30 protein-coding genes and 4 pseudogenes are annotated in these 23,760 nt (G+C 47.5%); 16 read left to right on the top strand and 18 right to left on the bottom strand.

The genetic code is table 11. The features are described 5' to 3' along the window. Nucleotides 1-18: 18 nt before the first annotated feature. Both JCM11217_RS09645 and JCM11217_RS09640 read right to left on the bottom strand, forming a co-directional pair. Nucleotides 19-408 (bottom strand): hypothetical protein, encoded by a 390-nt coding sequence (locus JCM11217_RS09645; RefSeq protein ID WP_243679081.1) that lies wholly within the window; start codon nt 406-408, stop codon nt 19-21. A 64-nt stretch (nt 409-472) separates the two neighbouring features. Next, nucleotides 473-1,006, bottom strand: a complete 534-nt coding sequence (locus JCM11217_RS09640) for a molybdopterin-binding protein (RefSeq protein ID WP_054842812.1) — start codon at nt 1,004-1,006, stop codon at nt 473-475. Nucleotides 1,007-1,113: 107 nt separating this feature from the next. On the opposite strand from JCM11217_RS09640, the gene JCM11217_RS15935 reads away from it, so the two are divergent. The 3 genes from JCM11217_RS15935 to JCM11217_RS15925 are packed head-to-tail and all read left to right on the top strand — an operon-like array spanning nt 1,114 to nt 1,926. Next, nucleotides 1,114-1,395, top strand: a complete 282-nt coding sequence (locus tag JCM11217_RS15935) for a hypothetical protein (RefSeq protein WP_243679080.1) — start codon at nt 1,114-1,116, stop codon at nt 1,393-1,395. 50 nt (nt 1,396-1,445) lie between these two features. Beyond that, nucleotides 1,446-1,751, top strand: a complete 306-nt coding sequence (locus JCM11217_RS15930) for an XdhC family protein (RefSeq protein ID WP_243679079.1) — start codon at nt 1,446-1,448, stop codon at nt 1,749-1,751. Beyond that, a complete protein-coding gene (locus JCM11217_RS15925; protein ID WP_243679078.1) occupies nt 1,735-1,926 on the top strand; it encodes a hypothetical protein in 192 nt (63 codons plus the stop codon). The genes JCM11217_RS15930 and JCM11217_RS15925 overlap by 17 nt, the downstream gene beginning before the upstream one ends. Nucleotides 1,927-1,976: 50 nt before the next feature. Here JCM11217_RS15925 and JCM11217_RS09630 read toward each other — a convergent pair whose 3' ends face one another. Beyond that, nucleotides 1,977-2,456: a glyceraldehyde dehydrogenase subunit gamma gene (locus JCM11217_RS09630; protein WP_243679077.1), complete on the bottom strand. Its 480-nt coding sequence runs from the start codon at nt 2,454-2,456 to the stop codon at nt 1,977-1,979. A gap of 7 nt (nt 2,457-2,463) precedes the next feature. Then, on the bottom strand, nt 2,464-3,336 hold the full coding sequence (locus JCM11217_RS09625; RefSeq protein ID WP_054842783.1) for a glyceraldehyde dehydrogenase subunit beta: 873 nt from the start codon (nt 3,334-3,336) through the stop codon (nt 2,464-2,466). Between the two features lie 100 nt (nt 3,337-3,436). Here JCM11217_RS09625 and JCM11217_RS15920 point away from each other — a divergent pair, with 100 nt between their 5' ends. The 3 genes from JCM11217_RS15920 to JCM11217_RS15910 all read left to right on the top strand — a co-directional run bounded on the left by JCM11217_RS15920 (nt 3,437) and on the right by JCM11217_RS15910 (nt 5,651). Then, a complete protein-coding gene (locus tag JCM11217_RS15920; RefSeq protein ID WP_243679076.1) occupies nt 3,437-4,510 on the top strand; it encodes a molybdopterin-dependent oxidoreductase in 1,074 nt (357 codons plus the stop codon). Continuing rightward, entirely contained in the window at nt 4,495-4,962 is a 468-nt protein-coding gene (locus JCM11217_RS15915) for a molybdopterin-dependent oxidoreductase (RefSeq protein ID WP_243679075.1), read from the top strand. The genes JCM11217_RS15920 and JCM11217_RS15915 overlap by 16 nt, the downstream gene beginning before the upstream one ends. A gap of 284 nt (nt 4,963-5,246) precedes the next feature. Then, complete coding sequence (locus tag JCM11217_RS15910) at nt 5,247-5,651, top strand: molybdopterin-dependent oxidoreductase (protein ID WP_243679074.1); 405 nt, start codon at nt 5,247-5,249, stop codon at nt 5,649-5,651. 126 nt (nt 5,652-5,777) lie between these two features. Here JCM11217_RS15910 and JCM11217_RS15905 read toward each other — a convergent pair whose 3' ends face one another. The 6 genes from JCM11217_RS15905 to JCM11217_RS09610 are packed head-to-tail and all read right to left on the bottom strand — an operon-like array spanning nt 5,778 to nt 9,353. After that, nucleotides 5,778-6,410 (bottom strand): class I tRNA ligase family protein, encoded by a 633-nt coding sequence (locus JCM11217_RS15905; RefSeq protein WP_243679073.1) that lies wholly within the window; start codon nt 6,408-6,410, stop codon nt 5,778-5,780. Nucleotides 6,411-6,415: 5 nt separating this feature from the next. Continuing rightward, nucleotides 6,416-7,276 carry a class I tRNA ligase family protein gene (locus JCM11217_RS15900; RefSeq protein WP_243679072.1) on the bottom strand — a complete coding sequence of 287 codons (861 nt, stop codon included), beginning with the start codon at nt 7,274-7,276 and terminating at the stop codon, nt 6,416-6,418. Beyond that, nucleotides 7,252-7,857: a hypothetical protein gene (locus JCM11217_RS15895; RefSeq protein ID WP_243679071.1), complete on the bottom strand. Its 606-nt coding sequence runs from the start codon at nt 7,855-7,857 to the stop codon at nt 7,252-7,254. Before JCM11217_RS15895 ends, JCM11217_RS15900 begins: the two co-directional genes overlap by 25 nt. Then, nucleotides 7,781-8,548 carry a class I tRNA ligase family protein gene (locus tag JCM11217_RS15890; RefSeq protein WP_243679070.1) on the bottom strand — a complete coding sequence of 256 codons (768 nt, stop codon included), beginning with the start codon at nt 8,546-8,548 and terminating at the stop codon, nt 7,781-7,783. Before JCM11217_RS15890 ends, JCM11217_RS15895 begins: the two co-directional genes overlap by 77 nt. Nucleotides 8,549-8,571: 23 nt before the next feature. Next, on the bottom strand, nt 8,572-8,853 hold the full coding sequence (locus tag JCM11217_RS15885; RefSeq protein WP_243679069.1) for a class I tRNA ligase family protein: 282 nt from the start codon (nt 8,851-8,853) through the stop codon (nt 8,572-8,574). Nucleotides 8,854-8,909: 56 nt separating this feature from the next. After that, nucleotides 8,910-9,353, bottom strand: coding sequence for a CBS domain-containing protein (locus tag JCM11217_RS09610; RefSeq protein WP_054842782.1), 444 nt, complete (start codon nt 9,351-9,353; stop codon nt 8,910-8,912). Between the two features lie 125 nt (nt 9,354-9,478). Here JCM11217_RS09610 and JCM11217_RS09605 point away from each other — a divergent pair, with 125 nt between their 5' ends. Continuing rightward, nucleotides 9,479-10,375, top strand: coding sequence for a hypothetical protein (locus JCM11217_RS09605; RefSeq protein WP_054842781.1), 897 nt, complete (start codon nt 9,479-9,481; stop codon nt 10,373-10,375). Nucleotides 10,376-10,404: 29 nt separating this feature from the next. Here the strand turns inward: JCM11217_RS09605 and JCM11217_RS09600 are convergent, their stop codons facing one another. After that, the gene (locus tag JCM11217_RS09600; RefSeq protein ID WP_243679068.1) at nt 10,405-11,322 is read right to left on the bottom strand and encodes a hypothetical protein; all 918 of its coding nucleotides are present in this window, start codon (nt 11,320-11,322) and stop codon (nt 10,405-10,407) included. A gap of 68 nt (nt 11,323-11,390) precedes the next feature. Here JCM11217_RS09600 and pyk point away from each other — a divergent pair, with 68 nt between their 5' ends. Together pyk and JCM11217_RS15880 are read left to right on the top strand one after the other, a co-directional pair. Beyond that, nucleotides 11,391-12,356, top strand: a complete 966-nt coding sequence (gene pyk / locus JCM11217_RS09595) for a pyruvate kinase (RefSeq protein WP_243679067.1) — start codon at nt 11,391-11,393, stop codon at nt 12,354-12,356. Next, entirely contained in the window at nt 12,335-12,772 is a 438-nt protein-coding gene (locus JCM11217_RS15880) for a pyruvate kinase alpha/beta domain-containing protein (RefSeq protein WP_243679066.1), read from the top strand. The genes pyk and JCM11217_RS15880 overlap by 22 nt, the downstream gene beginning before the upstream one ends. Here the strand turns inward: JCM11217_RS15880 and JCM11217_RS09590 are convergent. Further along, complete coding sequence (locus JCM11217_RS09590; protein ID WP_243679065.1) at nt 12,769-13,092, bottom strand: hypothetical protein; 324 nt, start codon at nt 13,090-13,092, stop codon at nt 12,769-12,771. The two genes, JCM11217_RS15880 and JCM11217_RS09590, sit on opposite strands and share 4 nt — an antisense overlap. Before the next feature lie 62 nt (nt 13,093-13,154). Then, complete coding sequence (locus tag JCM11217_RS09585) at nt 13,155-13,661, bottom strand: hypothetical protein (protein WP_243679064.1); 507 nt, start codon at nt 13,659-13,661, stop codon at nt 13,155-13,157. An 815-nt stretch (nt 13,662-14,476) separates the two neighbouring features. Here JCM11217_RS09585 and JCM11217_RS09580 point away from each other — a divergent pair. Together JCM11217_RS09580 and JCM11217_RS09575 are read left to right on the top strand one after the other, a co-directional pair. Then, nucleotides 14,477-15,727 (top strand): annotated as a pseudogene (locus tag JCM11217_RS09580) (translation initiation factor IF-2 subunit gamma). 10 nt (nt 15,728-15,737) lie between these two features. After that, nucleotides 15,738-16,139, top strand: a complete 402-nt coding sequence (locus JCM11217_RS09575) for a nucleotide-binding protein (RefSeq protein ID WP_243679063.1) — start codon at nt 15,738-15,740, stop codon at nt 16,137-16,139. Nucleotides 16,140-16,160: 21 nt separating this feature from the next. Here the strand turns inward: JCM11217_RS09575 and JCM11217_RS09570 are convergent, their stop codons facing one another. Beyond that, entirely contained in the window at nt 16,161-17,615 is a 1,455-nt protein-coding gene (locus JCM11217_RS09570; RefSeq protein WP_054842779.1) for an ammonium transporter, read from the bottom strand. A 212-nt stretch (nt 17,616-17,827) separates the two neighbouring features. Then, a pseudogene (locus tag JCM11217_RS09565) lies at nt 17,828-19,162 on the bottom strand (glutamine synthetase family protein). Between the two features lie 234 nt (nt 19,163-19,396). Between JCM11217_RS09565 and JCM11217_RS09560 the strand changes: the two are divergent. Continuing rightward, nucleotides 19,397-19,924, top strand: coding sequence for a hypothetical protein (locus JCM11217_RS09560; protein ID WP_054842778.1), 528 nt, complete (start codon nt 19,397-19,399; stop codon nt 19,922-19,924). Here JCM11217_RS09560 and JCM11217_RS09555 read toward each other — a convergent pair. Beyond that, a complete protein-coding gene (locus JCM11217_RS09555; protein ID WP_054842777.1) occupies nt 19,921-20,343 on the bottom strand; it encodes a thioredoxin domain-containing protein in 423 nt (140 codons plus the stop codon). The two genes, JCM11217_RS09560 and JCM11217_RS09555, sit on opposite strands and share 4 nt — an antisense overlap. A 60-nt stretch (nt 20,344-20,403) precedes the next feature. Continuing rightward, a pseudogene (locus JCM11217_RS09550) lies at nt 20,404-21,285 on the bottom strand (TatD family hydrolase). A gap of 44 nt (nt 21,286-21,329) precedes the next feature. Here JCM11217_RS09550 and JCM11217_RS15875 point away from each other — a divergent pair. The 4 genes and pseudogenes from JCM11217_RS15875 to JCM11217_RS09535 all read left to right on the top strand — a co-directional run bounded on the left by JCM11217_RS15875 (nt 21,330) and on the right by JCM11217_RS09535 (nt 23,255). Further along, complete coding sequence (locus JCM11217_RS15875; protein ID WP_243679062.1) at nt 21,330-21,821, top strand: hypothetical protein; 492 nt, start codon at nt 21,330-21,332, stop codon at nt 21,819-21,821. A 41-nt stretch (nt 21,822-21,862) separates the two neighbouring features. Then, nucleotides 21,863-22,381, top strand: coding sequence for a hypothetical protein (locus JCM11217_RS15870; protein ID WP_243679061.1), 519 nt, complete (start codon nt 21,863-21,865; stop codon nt 22,379-22,381). A 54-nt stretch (nt 22,382-22,435) separates the two neighbouring features. Beyond that, a complete protein-coding gene (locus tag JCM11217_RS09540; protein ID WP_054842776.1) occupies nt 22,436-22,702 on the top strand; it encodes a 50S ribosomal protein L34 in 267 nt (88 codons plus the stop codon). A gap of 5 nt (nt 22,703-22,707) precedes the next feature. Next, nucleotides 22,708-23,255 (top strand): annotated as a pseudogene (locus tag JCM11217_RS09535) (AAA family ATPase). A gap of 22 nt (nt 23,256-23,277) precedes the next feature. Here the strand turns inward: JCM11217_RS09535 and JCM11217_RS09530 are convergent. Beyond that, nucleotides 23,278-23,640, bottom strand: coding sequence for a hypothetical protein (locus tag JCM11217_RS09530; RefSeq protein ID WP_054842775.1), 363 nt, complete (start codon nt 23,638-23,640; stop codon nt 23,278-23,280). Nucleotides 23,641-23,760: the final 120 nt, after the last annotated feature.

Genomic DNA, 23,760 nt, shown 5'->3' with positions numbered 1-23,760 from the left:
ATATTGCGGATTAGCCCATCACGAATTAATTATTATCAATAGCGTGGTTAGTAGTAGGATTATGTCCGTGGTTAAGCAATACATGCAATAAGCCCTGTGGCTCACTTGTAGGTATACTCCGTAAACACCAATGAGTAAGCCCATCATTGATAGGAACAATGCGATCATTAGCATGCTCATTATTATTAAGAGCCCTATTAGGAATAGAACAACAGCGGCACCAACGGCTAGTAGTAACCTAATCCTCCTTGGCACTATGAAGTTAAACCTATCACAATGAAAGATGCCGGGTAGGCATACATTCACGTACCTAATATTTTCATATGCATAGTAGGTCATTAGTCCTGAACCAACCAGTGGCATTACGGCGAGTAGTGGTGTCATTGGTATGCCTAAATAAACACGCATTAAAATTGGGATTGATTTGTGCAAAATATGCATTAATAATCATTTTAAATTAAGTGAATGCCCACTAGGACCTAATTATATAAAGTATGTGGGGCAGTTCCTGAAGTATTATTTCAAGCCCTGTCTTAACACCATCCGGCGAGCCTGGTAAAGCCACTATCAACTTGCCCCCCCTGGCAACCCCCCCGGCGGTGGCCCTCGTCATTATCACGCCAGTACCAATCTTCTGATAACTAACCTGCCTAAACAACTCCCCAAAGCCCTCAAGCTCCTTCTCAAAGAGCGGCCTAATGGCCTCTATCGTCACGTCACTTCTGGCGAGGCCCGTACCGCCTGTGAGTACGATCACGTCTACGTCATCACGAAGAAGCAGCGAGTCGACGAGCGAGCGTATCATGACCAAGTCATCCTTAATCAACTCCCTGCCAACAACCCTATGCCCAGCCTGCCTAAGCATTGACTCGGCCAAATCCCCCGATTCATCCGTATAGGGCTGTCCACTCACTTTGGCATTAAACCTGGACGTGGATACCGTTATTACGAAGAAGCTCGCCGTCTTAGGACCAGCCTCCCTATGCATCGACCTTGGTATGCTCATTAGGAAGAACGCTCTGTAATCGGTATTTAAGGAATTCATCCAACTTACGTTTAATTATTCATTAATCGCGTAAGAAAATTTATTTAGCTTGGCGAACCATTACGTCAATGTCATCGTGTGAGTTCTTTAGGGCTTTGACCAGGGCTAGCTCGGAGGGTGGTAGGATTGTTATTGTTAAAATGCTCATTGGTGATAATGTGTTATCTGACATAGTGATTAATGGGAGGTCCTTACTTGGTGTCATAACTAATGGGGGGGAGGTTTTAGAGTTGGCTAATAAGGCGTTGAGTGAGGGTAAAATCATAGAGACCACGGTGAGTGGGATTAGGGTTATCCTGGAACCAATGGAACCGAGGCCTACGATTATTGTGGTTGGCTCAGGCTTATAGCCAAGGCCCTTGTTGATGTTGGTAATGCCATTGGTTATTACGTGGCCGTTGTGGGGGGGAACGGTGACGTAGATAAAGATCGCTTCGGCAACGCGTACTTCATAAGTAATGATCTCAGGGATCTTGAAAAGCTCGTTGATGAGAACTCCATAGTAGTAATAGCGAATGAAGGTGGCAAGCCGTACGATGCCGAGGCCCTTTACATAGCCCTTAAGCACAATGCCAGGTTCATAGGCCTACTCGCAAGCCAGAGGAGGGCGGCGGTTATGATTGCGGACATGGTTAGGAGAGGGTTAAGCCTTGACTACGTGTTAAGTAGGCTGCACTCACCCGTTGGGCTTGACATTGGGGGCTAAGACTGCAGGTGAAATAGCCCTTAGCATACTCGCTGAGGTTATGATGTTCATGAGGAACGGAAGTGGTAAACCAATGCGTGAGATTAAGGATCCGAGGAAGTTCATAAAGGATGCCCTTGAGGGTAGGATACAGGAGCAATCGTGTTCCTGGAGACCCACTGAATTTAAGTTGTGAATTTGCTTCGACTTACTGCATCGTTTTTAACTCCCTTAGCTTCTGAACGGCTAATTTAACGGCTCGATAATGTTCTGGTAACCAGTACACCTGCATAGGTTGCCCGACAAACCCCCCCTCCTAATCTCCTCCTCTGTTGGGTTGGGATTCTCACTCAATAGCCAGTAGGTCTCCATTATGAAGCCAGGCGTGCAGTAGCCACATTGAAGGGCGTGCTTCTCCCAAAAGGCTTCCTGTATCGGGTGTAGCTTACCGTCCTTAGCCAGTCCCTCAAGCGTAAGTATTTCCGCACCATCCGCCTGAACCGCGAGTACCTGGCAGGATTTGACACTGACTCCATTCATTATGACCGTACATGCACCGCAATGCCCAGTATCACAGCCAACATGCACACTAGTGAGCCCAAGATCCTCCCTTAGGAAGTGAACGAGTAGTTTCCTTGGCTCCACCTCCCTCTCGTACCAGACACCGTTGACCTTGACCCTAATCCTAACCTTCTCCTCCGGCCCAACCTTGAGCGTCGCCGCCATGCCCCCATCACCTCGAAAGCGCATTCTTAATGGCCCTCCTGGTCATTACCTTAACCATGGCCCTCTTATACTCAGCCGAACCCCCCCTAATGTCGCTTATCGGGCTTGACTCCTTCATGGCCCTTTCAGCCGCGTCCTCGATAACGTCATCCGTTGGCTTACGCCCAATTAAGGCCTTCTCGGCCTCACGGGCTCTAAATGGCCTGGGCCCCCCCGCGGCCGTGATTCCAATACCTGCGTCCTCCACAGAGCCGTCGGGGGGGCTCAGCTTAAGCATTACTGCCACACCAACCACCGCGAAGTCGCCAGCCTTGCGTTCGAGCTTCACGTATGAGGACTTAACAGTACCACCCAGCCTGGGTATAACGATTTCACTAATGACCTCGCCCCTCCCCAGCACTGTTGTGAATGGGCCAGTTATGAAGTCCTCAACAGGTACTTCCCTAGTCCCTGACGGCCCGAGGATCCTTACCGAGGCCCTAAGCGCTATTAACGTTGCTGGCCAATCAGCCGCTGGGTCTGCGTGGGCCAGTGAACCCGCCATTGTCCCCCCCAGGTTCCTAATTTGGGGATCACCAATTTGTATCGCGGTCTCGGGCAGTGCTGGGTATATCTTCCAGAGTTCGCGGTTGATCTCCACCTGGTGATGCCTAACCAATGCCCCCCCAATTCTTATCTTATCACCCTCAATGTTTATGTATGATAGGTTAGGCACCCTGTTAATATCGATTAGGTATGATGGCCTAATTAACCTAAGCTTAAGCATTGGCATTAAGCTCTGCCCTCCTGCGAGTATTTTCGCATTCTCATCAGCCTCAAGGACCTTCACGGCATCCTCCAATGACGCGACCCTTACGTAACCAAACTTTGGAGGATACACGGTAATGCGGTTACGGCTATGTTAATTAAGCATTACTTAGGCGTCCATTTAAAGTACTTAGTAGGTAATAACTTAAAGCGGCAATTCATAAGTCGTAGTAATGCCTTACATAGGTGCGCGTATTAAGAGGATTGAGGACCCTAAATTCATCACCGGCAGCGCCAGGTATGTCGATGACATTTCAGTTCCAGGTACACTTCACATGGCAATACTAAGGAGTACGGTACCGCACGCGAGGTTGTTAAGGGTTGATTACGAAGATGCGTTAAAAATTCCTGGTGTTGTTGGCGTTATAACGGGGGGGTTGAACATAAAGGTTGAGAACAGGCCTAGGAACTTCCCAATGGCTAGGGACGAGATATTGTACGTCGGCCAACCAATAGCCGCAGTCGTCGCTGAGGATAGGTATAAGGCTTATGATGCCCTCGATTATATACAGGTTGATTATGAGCCCTTACCTGCCGTTGTTGATCCAGAGAGGGCATTAACTGATGATGTTAAGGCTGTTGAGGGGGGGATGAGCAACATTGGTTATAGGAGGACGTATAGGGCCGGTGATCCGGAGGCTGAGCTTTCGAGGAGTGATGTGGTGATTGAGACCAAGCTTGAGATTGGGAGGGTTTATCCCGCGGCTATGGAGCCTAGAGGATTATTGGCCGTGTATCAGGAGGGTAGGTTAACGGTATACGCATCAACTCAGGCGCCGCATTACATGCGTAAGTTCCTCCTCGACGCATTCAGGGACTACGTCAGCGATGTAAGGGTTATTCAAGCCGATACAGGTGGCGCGTTTGGTTCAAAGATGTTCCCATACCCTGAGGACTACATAGTCACCTACGCAAGCATAATCTATAGAAGGCCCGTTAAATGGGTCGCCACCAGGCGTGAGGATCTCCTAAGTACATATCATAGCAGGGCCCAAATTCATAAGATTAGGGCTGGGTTTACGAGGAGTGGCGAGTGGAGGGCGCTAATTGATGAGTTAATAATAGACCTGGGCGCGGCGACCCACGGTTATTACCTAGCCGACATAACGGCCACGTTAATAAGCGGTCCATATAAGGTCAGGGACATACTAGTTGAGGTTTATGGTGTTAGAACAAACAAGACACCACTCGATCAGTATAGGGGGGGTGCGGGTAGGCCTGAGGCGGCTTCGTGTATGAGAGGATAATGGATATGGCGGCTGATGAACTTAGGATGGACCCAGTGGAGATTAGGAGGAGGAACCTAATAACGCAGTTACCTTACACGAACCCCTTCGGTCATAAGTACGATAGTGGTGATTACCTGCATCTATTAAGTGTTGCTGAGGGTTATTATAGGGATTTTGAAAGGAGAGCTGAGGAGTTGAGGAGACAGGGTAGGAGAGTTGGCGTTGGTTTGTCGTTTTACATTGAGCAGAATAACTTTGGGCCTTGGGAGTCGGCATCAATTAGGGTTAAGTCTGATGGCAAAATCCTCGTTATAATTGGCGCGGCGCCTCATGGGCAGGGCGATGCTACGGCTATAGCGCAGATAGTAGCTGATGAATTGGGCATTGATATGGGTCAGGTTGAGGTTTCCTGGGGGGGCGACACTGAATTGATTGGTGAGGGTTTTGGAACGTATGGAAGTAGGAGCTGACGCTGGCGGGTAATGCGGCATTACTCGCGGCTAGGAAGCTTAAGGATAGGTTAAGGAGGGTTGGTGCGGCGTTGATGGGGGGGTTAATTATGAGGATACTATTTATGAAAATGGCTATGTTAAGGACATTAAGTCAGGTAAATCCCTAAGTATTAAGGATATCGCCAATGCACTAACCACCAATGTTGGTGGTACATGGCCGTATGGAGTCGAGCCATCACTTGAGGACACTGCCTACTTCGGTTTAAGTGATTATACGTACCCCCTACGGCTCACACATAGCCTTGGTCGAGATTACCGAAGAGGGTTTAGTGAGGGTTCTCGATTACGTGGCCATAGACGACATAGGCCTCGTGGTTAATCCAATGCTTGCAGAGGGTCAGGTAATTGGTGGTGTTATTCAGGGCTTTGGTGAGGTTGTACTCGAGGAGGTTAAGTATGATGGCGATGGCAACCCATTAACGCAGACCTTCAGTGAGTACTGGATACCTACGATAGCCGAGTCCTTCAATGTTAAGTGGTACTACCTCGAAGAGGGTAAGTCAAATGCACCACTACCTACTAAGGGCATCGCGGAGGGGGGGCCATTAATTGGCGTATTACCTGCGTTAACCAGGGCTGTGGAGAATGCCGTGGGCAAGAGAATTACGAAGATACCCATAGACCCATCACTACTAATTAGGCCATGACAATGATCAATCACAGACTACTTTTTAAGTGATATATTGTATATTTAATGCGGGGGGGGCGGATGATGGCGAGCCACCAAGGCGCTACTCGCCTGACACCCCCTGAACCCTCATTTTAACGTAGTATTATTGACCTTCCTTCACAGCCTCTATGTATATGGCAGGCCTTCCAGGTAATGAATTCCTCGCCCTATTACCTGGGTCGTATGTTGGGTTTGTAGCATCCTGAATGAAGACCTCTGTACCAATCCTCGACTTAATGTAATTACTTAATTCCCTAAAGACCCTCAGCTCCATTTCTCTATCCACTATCTTCCTTGGTATTGTACCATCAACAACCTTAGACACGAGATTAGCCACCTTATCGGCCATGCGCCTATACTCGGGCTTATTAACAATGGCCCTTATCGCCTCGCCCATGGTCTTACCCTCATTAATGAGCCTAATGGCCTCACTAGCCACTTGATAATACTCAATTGGCGGCCCTACGTATAGGTACACGGCCTTAGGCATTATCTTAGTGACCCTAAGTATTTCCTGAACATCCTCTATAGCCCTCTCAATTAAGTCTAACGCAATGTCAAGTTCGTCGTTTATCAACTCCTCGTTATACTCAGGCCAGGGCTCCAGGGATACGAACGTCTCATTACCCATCCTATGCCAAAGCTCCTCAGCAATGTGAGGCATCACCGGCTGCAACAACTTAACCCAGCGCTCAAGGACGTACCACAGCGCCCACTTAACCTCATCCTTACCCACATTAATCAGGCCCGCAATCTCCAGGTACTTCTCAACTGACGAGAGCAGGTCAAAAAACGCCTTAAGTGTGTACCCCCCCTAATGTTCTCGTTATCCATGTCAATTGTCGAGTCACGTATCGCCTTATTGACCTTTGAAATCAACCACTGCGTAATTAATGATGCACCTCTAACATCAACACTAGTTGATGGTCTCCCCTCCTTAATGATATTATTGGCGAGACTCCAGAACCTAACAAGCCTACTCGCGACGCTGGCTACGTCATCCTCCCTCCAATCGAGCGTTGAGTCGAGGTCGGTGGCTGAGGCCAGGTAAAGCCTGGCGAGGTCTGTGCTATACTTCCTCGGTATGTAGGGTAGTGGAAGCACGTTTCCCAATGACCTGCTCATCTTCATGCCCTCCCTAATCACGTACTCATTAAACGTTATTGCCCTGGGCCAATACTTCTCTGGGAATATGGCGACGTGGTGGAACACAAAGAAGCTCAGGTGACTACTTATTAGGTCAGGTCCACTATGCCTCTCATCCACTGGGTACCAGTAATCAAACTCATTCCTCAAATCCTCAACAAGCTCCCTACTGACACCAAATAACTCAGCAACATGGCCTGGATCACCCTCGCCTAAGAACACGTAGTTAAAGAATGCCATTATTGCATTGAGGGCGTCCCTATCGTTACCCCCCCTACTATTTATGACCCTCCCCCCCGCGAACTCCCCCCCAAGCTTCCTATCGAGACCGCTTGACCTTACTTTATGAGCAATCGTGTAGTACGCCATGTATATCGTCGAGTCGCTTAAGGACTCGATTATCCAGTCAGGGTCCCAGGGAAGTCTCGTACCTAACCCCCCCTCTTCCTCGCGCACGGTCTCATGGATAACCAATTAAACACATCTTCAAAGTTCTTCCGGTACTTCTCGGGTATTATCCTCATTGAGTTGAGACACTTAAACGCCTTCGCCTTCCACTCAGGATTCCCATAATTAAGGAACCACTGATCCTTAATAACCGCGGCAATTACGGGGGGGTTACCACTTCTCGTGTATACATTCCTAGGCTCAAGCTCGTACATCCTACCCCCACGCACCTGCTCACTCAGTGCCTTGATCGTCCTCTCCCTAGCCTCATTGACACTCAATCCAGGGAATAACGTATTCTCCTTCATAACGCCATTATAGAACTCCTCCCTATACACGATCCTCGTGGCCTCATCAAGCTTCTCCCTATCGCCCTGATCCTTAACGCCGAGTTTCTCGACCACGTCCTTGGCTGGGTACTTACCGTAGTTAGGAAGTTTGATAATGCTTATGGGCTCTATCGACTCAACAACCTCCTTAATCCCGTACCTACTCAGTGCCTTCTCATCCTTCTTAAGATCTATCAGGGCTACGTAGTCGTAGTGCGTGGGCGGGTACGCTATAGACGATTCCCGTGCCTGTATTCTCATCAACGAAGCTCGCGGGTAGCACCGGCACTCTCCTATTAATTAGTGGTGCGATTACGTACTTACCTATCAATTCCTCACCACGTACCGACCCCCCCAAAACCTTAACGTCATAGCCCTGGTAACTCAACTTCCAGGCGGCTGGCTTCGATATTACCCATCTCTCGCCATTAACATCTGCAATGACATACTCAACGCTTGGGTGAACCCACACGTTCGTGACCCCCCCATATATGGTCTCAGGCCTTAATGTGGCTGCAACCAGGTACTCATTGGAATTCTCCAGCTTAAACTTCACTAGGTTGAACTCGAGTATGTCTATTGTTATTTCATCCCCCCCACCCTTAATGTCATGCTCACCCACTGCCTGATTCTCATCCGGTGAGTATAGGACTACGTGACTACCCTGCGTTATGTAACCAGCCTCCCTCAACCTGTAGTACTGCCAGATAATGAATGCGTTGTAGTCGGGGTCGCCAGTCGTGAACTGCCTCCTAAAGTCCATTGAGTAGCCCATGGACATGAAGTCCCTAGTGTATACTGAGGCGAAGAATTGGGCTATGTTCCAGGGGGGGTTGGTGAATGTGCTTAATATCTCCTTAACCTTGTTGGGATCATTCACGTACAGGCTCACGTACCAGGAATACAACTTTATGTCCTCTGGATCCCCCCCCTTCATTATCCTGTCGGCCACTGACTGTATTGGAGTCCCCCCCGTTATGTGCCATGCGATTGGGAATAGAACATTAAACCCCCCCTAGCCCTCTTATACCTAGCTATTATGTCGCCTATCGTGAATGTCCTACCATGACCTATGTGCGGTGAACCCGATACGTATGGGTAGGGCACCGTAATGAAGTACTTAGGCTTACCAGGCTTTGGATCTGCATTAAATATACCCTTCCCATACCACTCCCTCTGCCATTTTTGCTCAATCTCCCTAATCTCCCTCAAAAAATCGCCATATAACTCTTCAACCTTTGATTTAAACGATTCCATTTCACTTCCTGAGAAAACTCATCGTTTTTAATAATTACTGCCCGTATTTAAGCTTTTTAATCAGCACCACCAACCTCAGCTTCGGATGGTTTAGCCTCAGCAAGCTCGGCTAGCCTTGAGACCACCCTCTCCTCACTAATTATGTCCCTAATGGAGATTACCCCCCCGCGTAATTTATCGCCATCCATAACCACTAGGTGCCTTATTTTGTGATCGTTCATTAACAGGGCAGCCCTGTAGATATTATCCTTAGGGCTCACCGTTATAAGGTTACCAACGGTGCCGACCTCAGTGACCTTGGCGTTTAGGTCCTTGCCGCGAGCCAACGCCTTAATCACATCCCTCTCCGAAATAACTCCTATTGGCTTACCCGAATTATTAACTATCACTAGCAAACCCACGTTCTCCCTACTCATTATATTAACTGCCTCCTTAACGGTGGCATTCTCATTTATTACGAGCGGTTCCCTCTTTATTACTTTGTCAACAGTAATACTCATCGGCAATTGCCGCATATGATAATTTATAAACTTTGTGCGTTATTTATAATGATAAAAGATTATGAATGAGGCTGAAAGTAGGATGATAAAATAATTTAAAAAGAGAATGCGATCCTTATTAAGTAATGGCATATTTAATAAATCAATTCATAATTGGAATCGTAATCTTCATAATCCTAATCATACTATCAATAATTGGATTGAGGAGTAAGACCGTGATTATCCATGAATTAATAAGGCATTCTCGCACGGGTGATTCTTGTCCATTGTCTATGGATTTAACAGTGATGAACGCCTTAAGGCGAACATCGGTGTTGCTGAGGGGTTTTTACGCGTACATGACGATGTACTTTGTTAGGGATGATGGTTCCGTAATACAATTCTTTAGGGGGGGTTACGTGCCCTCATTGAGCAATACTTGGAGAGTAATGGATTTCTCACCAAGCATTAGGCTGTTTAACCTAACCGTGAGTGCCGACGGTATAGGGATCACGGATATATTGCTGCCATACCCATCATCCCTTGAATTACCTGGTGGCTTAATATCGCCATTTGATATAAGGACTGGCGAGCCCACGGGCGTGGTTAATTTCCTCAGTATTAAGAGAGCCCTGGCATCGGAACTTGGTGAGAGGCTTGTTCAGTCAATGAGCCTTGCGGAGATCGTTAGGAGGATTAGGATAGACATATCATTCTATGATGGTGTTGGTCTCACGAGATACACCACATCACTATTGAGGTTGCTGGCTTACGCGGGGGGGGTTCAGGTTAATGGTGAGGTTAGGGTTGTTGAGGGTTCCGTGGATACTAACCTAAGGAAGGTGATTAATTGTACGTACCTATTTGGGCACGTTGCATGTCTAGGCAAAGCATTTAGGACGACGTGGGCCTGGCTAACAATAATCGAGGCGGCCCTCAGCCTTGCTTACGCATTTATACCGTCCCTACTTACACTATTAATAGCCGCGCCTGTGGTGTATGTACTAATTATCTTACTGCTATCATTGCCGAGGATCACCTAACAAAACTGTATGGGCAATACCTCCTATGCTCACAGCCTGAGCATAAGCCCTGCTCGGTGATGGTCTCGGGTTCCTAAGCCCAAGCCAGTAATCAAGGGAGTAATCCACATCCCTAAGGAATTCGTTAAACCCCCCCTAACGCCTATCCTATGAAGTGTGGCGTGCTTCGTGAGCCTCACGAAATCCTCACCACCCTCCAAGTGCCTTACTATTTCATTTACATTATTGATAACCCTAAATTCAGAGCCTCTAACGACCTTTACCACCGCAACACCGCGTGGATTAAGCCCCCCCAGGTAACTCATCATGTGAAAGTAAGACTCCGCCTGCAGTGCTTCCCTACCCCCCCTCACAACTCTTAAGTTGGCTGGATTACCCGTAGTCTTTAACTCAATTATGTAAGCGGGCTTATTGTCAAGGTTTATGACCAGGTCCGGAAGACCGAGTATTGGCACATCCCTCCTAACCATTACGAGTGAGACCTCCTGAATGAATGACTTACTGAAGTCTGCGTAACCAATCCAATTTCTCATCTTGGAATTGAAGAAGTAAACACCCTCATCACCTCGATTAACTATTACGGGATTCCAACCAAGCTCAAGCCCAAGTCCGTCCTCATCAACGCCAAGCTGCCTTGAATGCTCCTGGAGCCCGTCAATTACGCCTTCATTAACGACCCTACCCCCCCTCAGGTAATCAAGGTGTATCCTGTATTCACAGCCATGAATCTGGGAACCAATATACCCACTCATTAGGAAGAGAACACCATGCTTAAGCCTGGGGGGGATCACAACCTTCTCATCGCCCCAATACAGCACGGCCGATTCACCAAGCAACTCCATGCGAGGTGCAATATCGAGCCTAGGCAAGTGAGTCACCCAAGGTATGTCATTAATCGACCTTGATCGCCTATAAGCATTACTGAGTAAACCCATGTAGTTACTCATTATAATTGAGTAAACCCGGTATTCCCGTATTCACCTAAGGTTTATAATCCCGGCGGTAAGGCGTTGTTGTGGGTAAGGTAAAGATCATAGCGACCATAGGGCCGGCCTCGGAGAAGCCTGAGGTGTTGAAGGAATTAATTAAGTACGTAGATGGGATAAGGATAAACTTCTCCCATGGCAACACTGAGGAGTGGAGGTCTAGAATATCAAATGCCAGGGGGGGCTTTAGGGGGGGCGATATCGCGGTACTCGGTGATTTGAGGGGGGGTCCTGGGGTTAGGACTGGAATCATGAGGCCCATAACGCTTAATGTTGGTGATTCCGTGGAGTTTAGGCTCGCTGATAAGTCGGAGGGGGGTTTCGTACCGATACCCAGCCCATCGTTTTTCAGGGTCATAACGATAGATGATGTCATTGTGATGAACGACGGCAGATTGAGACTACGTGTTGATAAGGTTTCGGCTAACAATGCCGTACTAACGGCATTAACCGCGGGGACTATTTCCCAGGAGAAGGCCGTGGTTATTAAGGGTAAGGATTACCCACTGCCAATACTTGATGATTATGATAGGGAGGCCCTTAAGTTCGCCGTAGAGGTTGGTATGGACTACGTGGGTATTAGCCACGTTAGGAGCTCAGACGATATTGAGGAGGTCAGGGCCGAGTTAAGGAGACTTGGCGGTGATTGGGTTAAGCTCGTGGCTAAGATTGAGGGTCCCGACGCCGTGAGGAACATGAGGGACGTTATCTGCGCCAGTGATTATGTGATGGTTGCCAGGGGGGGCGATCTGGGCATGCACTTTGATCTTGAGGAGATACCTAGGATACAAAGCTCAATAATTAGGGAGGCCCAGAGGTGTGGTGTGCCCACCATGGTCGCCACGCAGTTGCTGGAGTCAATGATAGAGCAGCCGGTGCCGACTAGGGCTGAGGTCGTGGATATAACGAACGCGGTTATGGAGGGTGTCGACTCACTACTCCTGACTGGGGAGACTGCCGTCGGTAAGTACCTGTGGAGGCTGTGCAGTGGTTGAGGAGGGTTGCCATGGAGTACGAGGATGATGTGCGTATCGATAGGGGGGGCGTGATGGCTAACCTAACCGATAGGCTTGCCCTGGGCATTGTTCAACTCGCCGAGGACATTGGTGCCAAGATCGTCATTTACTCGAGGGGGGGTGGTAGATTCGTCGAGGCCATATCCAGGTATAGGCCTAAGGTGCCTACGTACGTGGGCGTTAGCGATGAGAGGGTGCTTAAGAGGCTGAGGCTTTATTGGGGTGTGGAGCCAATACTTATTGGGGGGGATGTTAAGGATTATGATGAGGGTGAGAGGGAGACGCTGAACCAGCTGATAAGGAGTGGTTTAGTGGCTAAGGGTGACTTGGTCCTACTTACCCATGGCGTTATAGATACGTACAATGACTATAGCATAAGGATAATCAGGGTCTAACTAGGCGGCAACGCCTCCTTCGAATAATTAGGAAAGATGCATAGGCGAGCCCCCAGGGTAATAATTAGGAAGAATGCTCCCACCAGTGCGTAGCCCATCATTAATGACCTCATGGATAGGTATAGGAATAATAATGGTATCAACAGCGCCAAGGCTAGGCATGCGTAATTCATGATAATGTGATGAATACTGCGGAGACCTCCGGTTGAGCCAATAACTCTTAACGCATCGCCAAGCCTCCTGCTGTTGGGCTCTACGTAAAGCCTGACATAGCCAAGCCTCACCAACTCATCAACTGCCTTCCTCTCCTCCTCACTCAATGAGTCATAGGCAATCCTACCCCCTACTCAAAATCCTCCTGAGCAACTCCCTACCCTCTCGCTTAGCTCATCCATCTCAGCACCACCTCACTAATTAACTCAGACGATGATAACTGCCTAAATAATACATTACGAGACCTGAGCAATTCAACCGCCGTGTTAAGCCTAATGGAGACCTCATCAGGGCTCTCGCCATAAATAACCAAGTAGTTACTATTACTATCGGTAATAAATGCCCCCCCAAGACCAATCACATCACGAAGTAACGAGAAGTCCATGGTATTAATTCGCAACGCAGAAATCCACCTATCGCCAATACGCACAATACCATCACCAACACCTATACTAAGGCAAACCCTACTCATCCTCAAGTCACCAACCCCCCCCTGGGAAGACACACTCCTCACCAACCTGACCTTAGCCACCGCAGACCCCCCCTCCGCACCCCCCCCTTCATCCCTTTTACGTCTCACGAAAACGAAATAAATAATCAATACCGCTATGATTACTATTATGAATAGTATGGGGGGGCTTATTATGAACAGCAGGAAGGAAGCTAGAATGCCCAAAACCCAATACCAATTTCTCCTTAAAAAATCACTAATCATGATTACCTTAAGGACTTAGTAATCGAGAAATCTAATTAATTAATTGGATAAAAAGAGAGAGAAGCATTGGAAGAGAGGCATCATTAAGTGCGGATTAATTGCTCTGGGTGCATATAAATCTACGTGAAGACTCACGAAGTAAGTAGGTAAATGCTTTATTAAGTATGTTATGAAGTGACGTAACCAAGTACTTTTCATAATCTAACTTTTACATTGCATATTAAATTACAACCTTTATAAGAAACCGCAATATAAAAGCGAATGTATGCCTAAGAAGTCCAAGAAGACTGAGGAGAAGAAGGAGGAGAAGACAGAGAAGAAGAAGTGAGTTAATAATCCACAGCGAATAAATAGCCTTTAATTTAAAATTAAAATCGTGATTTATTTTCTATTTTTAATATTAATGCCCAAACCCCCCCAGCCAGATACTGCTGGCCGGCTGTATGCCCAGCCACGGCATAACTCCCCCCCTTCTGTACCATTCGTCTAAGGCCCTACCCGGGCCTCACCCGTGGAGATCACAGGCCCCCCCTATTTGGGCCACTGTCCCACAGCGACCTCTCGGTCGGCGGGTTACCCCCCCGCGGGGGACCCACGGTATTGTGGGGGAAGTTTCCTCAGGCGAGCCGTTGCCGGGCTCGCCCGGTTGCCTGCCGTGGCTGGGCATACAGCCGCGGGTTATTAATTCATTGGTTTGATATAAAGCTTATTCCATCATTGTTTCACTTGCTCATGTGCTGAAATCTTATTAAACCCTTAATGTCAATTCGGTTTGAATGAGTAAATACATATATCCAAACGCCATCATCGCAACTGCGGGTCATGTGGATCACGGCAAAACAACGCTGGTGCACGCACTTAGTGGTGTTTGGGTTGCCAGGTATAGTGAGGAGATTAAGAGGGCCATGACTGTTAAGCTCGGTTACATAACCATTGGCCTATACGAGTGCCCATCCATGGGGGGATGAGTTTAGTATCGTTAGCGATGGCCTACTTAAGGATGGTAAGTGCCCAGGCGGTGATGAGCCTGTTTTGAAGAGGAAGGTTTCAATACTCGATGTTCCAGGTCATGAGGTCCTAATAAGCACGATGATATCTGGCATATCATACATCGACGCTGCATTACTCGTAATTGATGCGTCGATGCCCGTACCCCCCCAGCCACAGACTGAGGAGCACTTCACGGCATTAACGATTATGGGCCTGAACAAGCTAATAGTTGTTCAGAATAAGCTTGACCTGGTTAGTAAGGAGCAGGCCCTCGAGAATTATAAACAGATCAAGCAGTTTCTTAGCAATACCTGGGCAAGGAACTCACCAATAATACCCGTATCATCACTGCATAAGGTCAATATCGAGGCAGTATCAACACTAATCGATAAGCTAGTGCCACCTAAGGAGGCTGCGGGTGGTGATTTCAGGATGCTTGTCCTGAGAAGCTTTAATGTCAATAAGCCAGGTACACCACCGGATAAGTTAGTTGGTGGCGTGCTTGGTGGCACAGTCGTTAAGGGTTCGGCAAAGGTTGGGGGGGATGAGATTGAGATAAGGCCGGGCCTTAAGTTGGGTAATAAGTATGAGCCGATTATTACGAAGATAGTCAGTATAGCCATTGGGAATGAGTATATTGAGGAGGCGAGACCAGGTGGTTTGGTGGGTATTGGCACGGAGCTTGACCCGGCATTAACGAAGGCCGACTCCCTGGTGGGTAGTGTTGTCGGTAGGCAGGCACATTACCACCTGTGTGGAGTGAATTAACCCTTGAGTTTCACAGGATCGAGAGGCCTGGTGATCAATCATTGAAGGAGGTTACGTTTAAGCCGAAGGATGTGGTCATGGTTCACGTGGGCTCGGCAGCCGTCATGGGGATTATAAAGGGGTTCCACGATGATAAGCTCGACGTGATACTTAGGAAGGCCGTCTCCGCGGAGGAGGGTTCTAAGGCCGTAATTACTAAGCAGGTTAGTAATAGGTGGAGGATTGTTGGTTATGGAATTCTAAAGGGCGGCAATGCAGTTCTAGAGTGAAGTAATTGGTATGAAAGTAGAGTGCGTGGTCTTCGATACGAGCGCAATACTGCTAATGTTCACCGAGGGCCTGCGCGTCATTGATCAGGTAATTGAACTTGTTAATTCACCAATAATACCCATGATCCCATACCCAATACTTAATGAACTAATCAAATTAAGTAAGTTAGGTAGGCCCGGCGTATCTAGGGCTTCAAATAATGCGCTTAATTACATTATTAATAATTTCTCAATAGCCAGCGCTGTGGGTTCACCTGACAATTCCGTGGTGGAGGTATCCACTAGGTATGGTTGTATTGCCGTGACTTGCGACATGAAACTACTAAATAAATTAAGGCGCTTGGGCGTTAGAACGATTTATTTAAGGGCCAGCGCAGGCAAACTCGAAGCTGACTTTGACTTTAATTTTTAGTTAAGGGAAAGAAGACTTGTTTTAAGATGAACCCTCTTTATTGTTATTTATTGTATTATTAATCACTGAAACAACAACACCTGCGGCCAATCTCTCCGCATCGCCCTGCGTGGCAAAGGCAAACTCGTCGTAGGCAACCTCACCATGCATCTCCCTATCACCAATCCTCAGGGCCTGCGGTGGCGCCCTTAACGGCACAATCTTACTTATTAGTTTAAGGATTAGGTACGTCATTAAGGCATCATAGGCTATCACCACGGCGACTCCTAATAATTGTAAAATTACCTGGAATGGATTACCATAAAGCGCGCCAGTGAGACCTGGATCCACATACTTAGTAATGCTTGGATCCGCAAACACCCCCCCGGTGAGGATACCACCGACTATACCTGGAACCGCGTGGTCTGAGAACACACCCAAGGCATCGTCAATGTGCTTCGTCAACCTCGACCTAAATTGGAACATATTTAGTGAATACCACGCGGCGGCACTTGACACTGCGCCAATTATTATCGCGCCAACGCCATTTACATAGCCCGCGGCTGGCGTTATACCAACGAGGCCGGCTACCGCGCCGGATACGGCGCCCGTGAACGTGGGCTTCTCAAGATAGGCCATATCGAGTATCATCCATACCACGACAGCCACTGCCGCGGCCAGGTTAGTGTTTATCACCGCTATTGCAGCGTCTATTGTTGACCCATACGGATCACCGCCGTTAAATCCATTCCAACCAAGCCAGACAAGGCCGAGGCCCGCCGCGACCTGGGTCAAGTTATGCGGTTGTAACTTCCTCTCCTCGACCAACCTCTCGCCAACCAGTGCAGCTGCTATGAAGGCCGCTATACCCGCATCAACATGTATTACGTAACCACCTGAGAAATCCACAACACCAAGCTGCATAAGCCAACCACCACCCCCCCAAAGCCAAAAGGCCACTGGACTATAAACGAGCAAGGACCATAGTGGTACGAAGAGCATCCAAGCCTTAAAGTTCATCCTCTCTATTAGGGCGCCGACCATCAGCGCCGGCGTTATTGCGGCGAAAACGAATTGAAAGAATATCAACGTCGACATGGTTATGTTAGGGTACTGCTGCGCAGCAGGTACACTGGCCTGCGACGCAATAATATTGCTTGTTAACGCCGGTATTGGTGTGCCCAGTATGTTAAGGCCTCCTATCTTCACCAACGTAGGTCCAAACGCAAACATGTAGCCCGCTAACACCCAAATTATTAGTACTATGGCGAAGGCATAGAGCACCATCATCATTGTATTTATTACGTACTTACGCTTGGTCATGCCTCCATAAAGGAGCATTAGGCCAGGTACGCTTTGAAGACCTACGAGGGTTGCTGCCGTGAGCATCCACGCATTACTGCCAGTGTCTAGCCATGGTGGCACAGAGGCTGGTGGGTACCCGGAGAGGTTCGGCGGTGCATCAGCCTTAGCAACCATCGCAGTCGCTAAAGCCATGATTAAAAGCACTGGCGTTACCCTGGTCAGTATTACTAACCTATTTATCCTATTTACCGTTTTAATGGGTCACCGGGCACAAACTATGTAGACTAAGTAGTTTTTAAGTTTTTCTCTCTATGATATTTATATTATTGCCGTAAAAATATTGGATTAAGGAATAAATATAAATTACTACGTATTTTTATTTTAAATATATGGGTTATATTGTTTTAAGCGGTGACTAGGTACTTACTGTACTCCCACTGAGTTATTACATTCCAGGTCTTCTCCCAGGGACCAACATTTGTTAGGTAGTCCTCCCACTCATTTTGCTTGATCTTAATGTAGGCGTTTACTAACTCGCTTGGTAATTCGGTGACTAGGAAGCTCTTTGATAATTCCTTTAACGTGTCTTCAAGCGTGGCCGGTGTTTCCTGGGCATTGGCTAACTCATACGCTATCTCCTCGGTTGGTGGTGGTGGTTCCTTCCTATCCTCGAGACCCTTTATTATGGTCTTCACCATGGCCGCGAAGGCCAGGTATGGTTCATGCTTGGGTCTGGGTGCCTATACTCAATCCTGTTAATCCTCATCTTGTACTGTGGTATCCTAATCATGGCGCTCCTATTTGCATAGCCCCCCAGACAATCCTCGTGGGGGCCTCGTAGTGAGGTACCAACCTCTTGTATGAATTTACGAGTGGCGCGACGAAGCTGCTTAATGCCCTCGCGTTGCTTAATATCGCGCTTATTGCGTAGCCGCACTCCTCCGTTATCTTTCCAGTATTGCTCTGGAATAGGTTCCTGCCGTCCTTCCAGACGCTGATGTGCGTATGCGCGCCGCTACCGTTGACTCCCCCCCAGAAGGGTTTTGGCATGAATGTGGCTACTAAGCCGTACTTCCTAGCGATGTCCTTAGCCATTATCTTGAAGTATATTATCTGGTCAGCGAGCCTAAGTGGGTCTGCGGCGCCTATGTTTATCTCATATTGACTTGGTGCAACCTCGTGATGAGTCTTCGTATAATTAATACCCGCATCGCTATTGCCGTTATCAACTCCTTCATAAACTGTGACTGCACCGTGACGTTCCAACCATCGAAATAAATACCTGGGTCAGCAAACACGGGCTTACCGCCATCCTCCTTAACCACGAAGAACTCAACTTCAACGCCCATTAGGAACTCGTAACCTTTTGACTTGGCTTGCTCCAACACATCATTAAGCACCCTCCTTGGGTCAAGGGGGGGTGATGGCTTATCGGCTATGTCGGATACCATCGTGAATACGTCAGCAACCTTACCATCCTGCCAATACTCAACGTATACGGCCCTTGGATCAACATACGCCACGAAGTCGCTCCTATTCACTGTTGAGTATGATGGTATTGATGATGCGTCGAAGGGCATTCCATCAATGAAGAGGTCCTTGGCCATGTCTATTGGTACTATTTCAGACCTTGGTGCGCCGTTTATGTCGACTATTATGAACTTAACATACTTTATGCCTGAGGCCTTTAGGATTCTCCATAGGTCTGCTGGTTCGATTTCTAAGTTCTTTGTGGGCACGAATAATGTGCAAAAGGAGGTTTTTAAGCTTTATTCTTATTATACTTAGTTTTCTCGTAATCATATATAGATTAGGGTCATTAATATATATTATTTTTTATAATGTTGACACATAAATTATAGAGGTTATAGTTAATTAATAATCCGTGGGCAGCATTTAACCGTAGTGTTATGGCCGTATGCGTTGATTGAACAAAAGGTTTTATTAATGGGTTTCCCTCAGTTGTCGTTGATATGATGCAGATTAAGCTTGGTTTTGAGGAGTGGCGTAAGTTGGGTAAGGAGATTGAGAGGATTGCCCAGAGTGATGAGCTTGAGTTAATTATTAGTATGACGTTTGGGTTTACAGGCATTGAGGGTAATGAGGGTGAGGAGGATGAGGAAGAGGAGGTTGAGGAGGAGCATGAGCATCATCACCACCATCACATAACGGAATTGCCTAAGGAGGTCATCGAGGAATTGAATGATTTCATGGACATGCTAAAGACAAAGTATAATGCAAAGATTGACCACCACGTGCATGGAGACCACGCGGGCGTGGTTGCCTCAGTAATGACGAATGGTAAAGATGCAATAAACGTGTTTAGGAACATAATCGATGATGCGAAGAATTGCGAGAACTGCGTATTGGCTGGCGTTGATGGGGAGTTTCACCTTGGTAATGACGTTAGTGTGATATTCTTTGGCGATAGTTATAAGTTAACATTCATATTACCTGCCCAGGACGGTAGGCGATTAATAATTAGTGAGGTAAATACCTAGGGCTTAACCCCTAGGTAAATCTCAATATACCTCCTCATCGTGTTATAATCAACGGCACCAATTATTCTATAGATTTCTTCACCATTACTGAATAGTATCGTGGTTGGTATTGACATAACACCATACTCAGCAGCAATCTCTGGGTATGCATCAACATCGATACGCCCAAAGAATACCTTACCCGCGAATACCTGGGATAACTTATTGAGTATTGGCTCCATTATCTTGCAGGGTATGCACCAATCAGCGTAGAAGTCGATAACGGAGGCCGAGCACTCCCTAATCGATGCGGTGAAGCTATTGCCATTAAGCATTACAATGCCGTTAGGGCACATGGACCTGCTTACTGACGACTCCCTAAGGCGCGTCATTATCATCTTCCTATAGATCTTCTCGATTAACTCCCTCTCCTCACTCATCCCGGGGAACAAAATACCAGGCCTTTAAAAGCCATTAGTGCCTGTTCATGCACGAATGAACTAACCCATTACATCCACACCATATATCCTATTAATATTATCAACACAAATCGTATGCAGGAAATCCTCATTTATGAAACCATTAACTAGGTAATTCCTTAACTTCCTAACCAGGGTCCACGGTGGTATCACGGCGCCCGGTCTCTTGGGATCATCAATGAAGTCACTCTCAACAACGAACCTTGGGCCATGCCTAACGGCCTCCTCAAACTCGCCCTTCCTCCCCCCCATGGGTATTGACGTCATTACACCATTGCTAATGGCCACGTCGATAGTAATGGTTCCGCATGATGCATTATAACGCTGTAGGGCCTATTACCAACCCTCCTGACCATGTCCACTATGGATAATGCAGTGTTAACTCCATTCCTCTCCAGGTGCAGGTGCACAACGGCATTAACATCCCTGGCAACACCAAAGGTATACTCCAACAATTCATTAAAGAGGTTAATAACGTCGCCCGGCACCTCCCAATGAGGCCTACCAACCTCACCAATACCCACCGCCCTGCCTCCTTAACATACTCAGCGGCTAAGTCAATACCCCCCCTCCTCATGAAGTTTAGAACCTCCTCCCTGGACCAACCCCCCCTCCTAAGCAACTCATAACCCTCAGCTGGGTGTAAGCCAACAACGGCCACGGACTTAACACCCTCCTCATTAATAATCCTGGCGGACTCCACGGTGATGTCGTACATCCTCCTAACACTATCGAGATCCCCAGGCGTTAAGCCTAGGCTCCAGGTGAGTAGGGCGACTATCACTATGAACTTGCCACCCTCCCTCCTAAACCTCCTCGCCAACTCCCTGGGCCTATGCCGATTACAGGGTTCGTATGTGCATGGTTATCACAGAGTGGTAATTCCCTGCCTTGCATGGTCATGTGGGTTCATGTTTTTATTAGGACTTAATTAATAATCCCTTCAGGTGATACTTGGCAATCAATTACTGAGTGCCTTAAGGAGTCTCGGTATTCATAGGCTGTGCATACCACGTAGACTCAGGTGTAATTATTACCTGCCGCAGTGCATAGCCGTGAATTTATTACTGGGTAGGTACGTACTGTGCTTAGGCGGTTTTGGTAGTCACGTAGTTACGGGAGTTAATGAGCTTGAGGTGCTCGCATTATCCTCGACGGGTGCGTTGCCATGCGATGTATACCTAACCAGGCCCGAGGATTGCTTGGTATCGCTGGGTTTCTTAATTAATGTTCCTGAGAAGCCGCACTTCATAATTGACCTATCCCTCTGGAGTGATCATACGGATTCCGAGAAGAACGAACTCGTAGAGCAGGTGTTGGCGTCGATAAATACCGTGAGGAGGTATCTTTGGGACTCAAACATAGAACTAACAAGCGTGAGTGAAGACTTCCTTGATAGATTTAATAGATTCGCTAGGGGGGGTTTAGGCACGGTGTAACTATTAGGCGTGATAAACCCATTGCTCGCGGTAATGCGGTAATGCTTGATCCGGAGGGTGATTGTGTTCTTAATGAGGAGTTGATTAAGGAGGTGCATACATTCATTATTGGGGGGGGTATTGTTGATAAGGAGAGGAGGGTTAAGGGTGAGACGGCTAGGTTGTACAGGTTGTTAGGGCTTAATGTGCCTAGGTGTAGGATTGAGCTTAGGGGGGGCTCAATCATTGGTGTGCCCGATAGGATTAATAAGGTTATTGAGGTAATATTAATGACTCTTTTCGAAACGGGAAACATCGAGGAAGCAATAATCAAGGCTATGTCTAAGAGGGATAGGGTGAATAGACTATTTTATGAATTTCAAAGGGCGGCGTATAGATTGCGCAGGGAGGGTAGCACCATACTTGTGGTGCCGAAATCCATGATAGGCAGAATTAACTGGGTTAATGCGAGCGATAAGGAGCTGGAGCTTGTGTTGAGGAAGTCCCACGTCCGCGTCATTGACGATGAGGAATTGAGTAAGTACTTATCCCTCGGTATCGCGAGACCGGGCCCCCCCTAACGTATAGGTACGTAAGTAAAGCATAAAAACTCATAGGTGTTTTGACGAACGATTATGCCAAGGCCGGCATTAAGGTCTAGGAAAATGAGGAGGACGCAGACCAGGACGCCGGGTGGTAAGCGCGTGGTTCATTATGAGAAGAGATTCGCCTCCAAACCCAGGTGTGCCATCTGCGGTAGGCCACTCCAGGGCATTGATGAGGCTAGGGTTAAGACTAGGCATGTTGCTGGCTTAACTGTTTCGAGGCCCTACGGCGGCTATATTTGCCACAGATGCCTAGCCCTCGCCCTTAGGATGGCTGTACGATTATCAGCAACGTGATTTAAATGGGTGTTGTGGCGATTTCAGGACAGGCGGCGAGTGGGAAGACCACAGTGGCTAGGGAGTTGGCTAATAGGTTGAATTATAGGTTTGTGTCCATTGGTGAGTTATTCAGGAGGATTGCCATTGAGAGGGGGGGGTATCATTGCTTGAGCTTCATAGGATTGCCGAGACGGACTTCAGCATTGATAGGGCAGTCGATGAGGAGGCTGTCAAGGAGGCTAGGATGGGTAATGTTGTTATTGAGGGTCACCTAGCCGCCTGGATACTTAAGGATATTGCCGACGTGCGTATTTACCTCAAGGCAGATATCAGAGCCAGGTCACAGAGGTTGTCGGCTAGGGATGGTAAATCGATTGAGGAGGCGCTGAACGAGATTAGGGCCCGCGAAGAATCGAACAGGAGGAGGTACCTAACAATTTATGGTATTGACATTAATGATACATCAATCTTCGACTTAGTCATTGATACTACGTATGTAAATGCCGAGAAGGTTGTTGATATTGTCTATGAATACGTATATAATGTATTACATAGTAAGGGTAAATTTTAGGTTATTAACGTAATTCCAGGGCTTATCCAACAACCTTTCGATACATCCTAAGCCAGGTGTAGATTGATTCGCCACCAGCCACGTACTTATCCTTCATGAGCCTGTAGGCTGATACGTAGCCCTTATAGACGAGGTACGCATAGTAGCTATTGAGCTTTGCCTTAATCACGTTAGGCTTGTCGGACTTCGCCATGAGGAGGGCCATGTGGTATGCGTAGTACTCCCTTGTCTTAACATCACCATTCCACCACTTATCATATAGGGTGTCGAGGAAGCCCAGGTACTCATCAATCTTATCCTTAAATGGATCCCTCACATACTTAGTCAGCGTATCCTTCAACTCATCTTTCCATGTCCTAACCTCCTTAGGCTGTATAACGCTCATCAAAGTAATTAATATTTCTCTTTCTATTTAAATCTTTCTCTTTTTCATGCAAAGAGAACCCATAGCATTGTCCTAATAATTTTTCACTGGTGAATTTGCTAGTCAATTTAACGCTTCAAC

This window comes from Vulcanisaeta distributa JCM 11217, from assembly GCF_001316005.1.
GTDB lineage: Archaea > Thermoproteota > Thermoprotei > Thermoproteales > Thermocladiaceae > Vulcanisaeta > Vulcanisaeta distributa_B.
Note: the sequence above shows the minus strand (reverse complement) of the source record. Positions and strands in the feature narration are given on the sequence as shown.

Coding starts and splice junctions, on each gene's coding strand:
- JCM11217_RS09605 (WP_054842781.1), top strand. CDS start 9,479: ATGGCATATTTAATAAATCAATTCATAATTGGAATCGTAATCTTCATA.
- JCM11217_RS09570 (WP_054842779.1), bottom strand. CDS start 17,615: ATGGCTTTAGCGACTGCGATGGTTGCTAAGGCTGATGCACCGCCGAAC.
- JCM11217_RS09630 (WP_243679077.1), bottom strand. CDS start 2,456: ATGGCGGCGACGCTCAAGGTTGGGCCGGAGGAGAAGGTTAGGATTAGG.
- JCM11217_RS15935 (WP_243679080.1), top strand. CDS start 1,114: ATGTCATCGTGTGAGTTCTTTAGGGCTTTGACCAGGGCTAGCTCGGAG.
- JCM11217_RS15885 (WP_243679069.1), bottom strand. CDS start 8,853: ATGGAATCGTTTAAATCAAAGGTTGAAGAGTTATATGGCGATTTTTTG.
- JCM11217_RS09575 (WP_243679063.1), top strand. CDS start 15,738: ATGAAAGTAGAGTGCGTGGTCTTCGATACGAGCGCAATACTGCTAATG.
- JCM11217_RS09600 (WP_243679068.1), bottom strand. CDS start 11,322: ATGAGTAACTACATGGGTTTACTCAGTAATGCTTATAGGCGATCAAGG.
- JCM11217_RS09530 (WP_054842775.1), bottom strand. CDS start 23,640: ATGAGCGTTATACAGCCTAAGGAGGTTAGGACATGGAAAGATGAGTTG.
- JCM11217_RS15920 (WP_243679076.1), top strand. CDS start 3,437: ATGCCTTACATAGGTGCGCGTATTAAGAGGATTGAGGACCCTAAATTC.
- JCM11217_RS09645 (WP_243679081.1), bottom strand. CDS start 408: ATGCGTGTTTATTTAGGCATACCAATGACACCACTACTCGCCGTAATG.
- JCM11217_RS15870 (WP_243679061.1), top strand. CDS start 21,863: ATGCTTGATCCGGAGGGTGATTGTGTTCTTAATGAGGAGTTGATTAAG.
- JCM11217_RS09640 (WP_054842812.1), bottom strand. CDS start 1,006: ATGAGCATACCAAGGTCGATGCATAGGGAGGCTGGTCCTAAGACGGCG.
- JCM11217_RS09610 (WP_054842782.1), bottom strand. CDS start 9,353: ATGAGTATTACTGTTGACAAAGTAATAAAGAGGGAACCGCTCGTAATA.
- JCM11217_RS09560 (WP_054842778.1), top strand. CDS start 19,397: ATGATGCAGATTAAGCTTGGTTTTGAGGAGTGGCGTAAGTTGGGTAAG.
- JCM11217_RS09555 (WP_054842777.1), bottom strand. CDS start 20,343: ATGAGTGAGGAGAGGGAGTTAATCGAGAAGATCTATAGGAAGATGATA.
- JCM11217_RS09540 (WP_054842776.1), top strand. CDS start 22,436: ATGCCAAGGCCGGCATTAAGGTCTAGGAAAATGAGGAGGACGCAGACC.
- JCM11217_RS15895 (WP_243679071.1), bottom strand. CDS start 7,857: ATGAGAATACAGGCACGGGAATCGTCTATAGCGTACCCGCCCACGCAC.